This is a genomic window from Micromonospora foliorum (genome assembly GCF_022229015.1).
Classification (GTDB): Bacteria; Actinomycetota; Actinomycetes; order Mycobacteriales; family Micromonosporaceae; genus Micromonospora; species Micromonospora foliorum.
The window spans coordinates 1-1,835 of record NZ_JAKKFF010000222.1; the positions used below are offsets into that span (position 1 = coordinate 1).

Here is a 1,835-nt window from a genome sequence, read left to right on the forward strand (position 1 = left end):
GTCGCGCGTCGATGGCGGGCCCAGTTTCTGAGCACGCCAGATGGCGGTGACCCGCGGAACAAGCGGGCACGCGTCGACCACCGACGACCCGGGGAGCGGTCAACCATGGATGACCAGGGGCCGACGGGGGGCACGATTAGCGCGGCGCAGACGCCGCAACCGGTGAGCGCGGCCGAGAACCGACGACGGTGGCAGGCGGTCGGCGTCGGACTCGTCGCCGCGTTCATGACGCTGCTCGACGTGAGCATCGTCAACGTCGCGGTGCCGTCCATCGACCGGGCGCTGCACGCGTCGCCGAGCGACCTGCAGTGGATCCTCTCCGGGTACGCGCTCACCTTCGGCCTGGCGCTGGTGCCCGCCGGCCGCTTCGGCGACGCCCGCGGTCGACGCAACGCGTTCGTCTTCGGCATCGCGCTGTTCACCATCACCAGCGCGCTCGCCGGCCTCGCCACCTCCCCGACGTGGCTGGTCATCGCCCGACTGCTCCAGGGCGCCGCCGCCGGCATCGTCAACCCGCAGGTCATCGGGCTGATCCAGCAACTGTTCCGCGGGCCCGAACGGGCCCGCCCGTTCGGACTGCTCGGCGCCACCATCGGCATCTCCACCGCCGTCGGGCCGCTGCTCGGCGGGCTGCTCATCGCCATCGGAGGCGAGGAACACGGCTGGCGCTGGGTCTTCTTCGTCAACGTGCCGGTCGGCGTCCTCGCGGTGATCCTCGGCTGGCGGTTGCTGCCCGGCCGCCCCACCGGTCAACCCGGCTGGCGTCAACTCGACCCCGTCGGCGTCCTGCTGCTCGGCATCGGCGTGGTCCTGGTCCTGCTGCCACTGGTCCAGGAGCAGCAGTGGCGGACCCCCTGGAAGTGGGCGCTCATCCCGGCCGGCCTGGCGGTGCTGGTCGCCTTCGGGCTCTGGGAGCGACGGTACGCACGCCACCACCAACCCCTGTTCGACCTACGACTGTTCAGCTTCCAGTCGTACACCCTGGGCTCGATCCTGGCGCTCGTCTACTTCGGCGGCTTCACCGCGATCTTCTTCATCTTCACCCTGTTCCTGCAGATGGGCCTCGGCTACAGCGCGCTCGTCGCCGGCCTGGCCATCACCCCCTTCGCCCTGGGTTCGGCGGCCGCCGCCGTGCTCGGTGGCCGCATCGTCAACCGCTTCGGCCGGCCACTGGTCGCCATCGGTCTGCTCACCGTGGTCGTCGGGCTGGCCGCGACGGTGATCGCCCTGCACCTCTTCCCGGACGCCCCGGCGCCCTGGGTCACCACCGGCCCTCTGCTCATCGCCGGCATCGGCAGCGGACTGGTGATCGCCCCCAACCAGACGATCACCCTCTCCGAGGTGCCGGTCGGGCAGGCGGGCAGCGGCGCGGGCATGCTGCAGACCGGCCAGCGGATCGGCGCCGCCGCCGGCATCGCCGCGGTCGGCTCGCTGTTCTTCTCCACGCTGGCCGACAGCCGCGGTGACTGGACCAGCGCCTTCGAGCAGTCCCTCATGCTGGCCAGCGGCATCATCACGCTCGCGCTGGTCGCCGCGCTGATCGATATCTGGCGCACCCACAACCACAAAAACTGACCCGGGTATGCCGCTGGCCGGCACCCCGGGTTGCGGGTGCCGGCCAGCGGTCGGTGTCGTGCTGTGGTCTTGCCGTGCGGTGGTGCTGGCGTGCGTGTTCTGCGGTGACGCGGGTCAGCTGTTCCAGTGCTGGGCGACGAGGTCGGTGGCCTGCTGCTCCCACTGGGCGTAGGCGTCCGGGTAGGCCGATACCTGCACGGTCTGCGCGGCGTCGGTCAGGGGCATGTCCTGCCACCCGTCGACCTGCTTCAGACCCCTTT

Annotated in this window: 1 protein-coding gene; it reads left to right on the forward strand. The window is 71.0% G+C overall.

The annotated features are described in order from the left end of the window. Positions 1-105: 105 nt before the first annotated feature. Positions 106-1,575, forward strand: coding sequence for an MFS transporter (locus tag PSH25_RS17120; RefSeq protein WP_238660032.1), 1,470 nt, complete (start codon positions 106-108; stop codon positions 1,573-1,575). Positions 1,576-1,835 lie beyond the last annotated feature (260 nt).

Coding starts and splice junctions, on each gene's coding strand:
- PSH25_RS17120 (WP_238660032.1), top strand. CDS start 106: ATGGATGACCAGGGGCCGACGGGGGGCACGATTAGCGCGGCGCAGACG.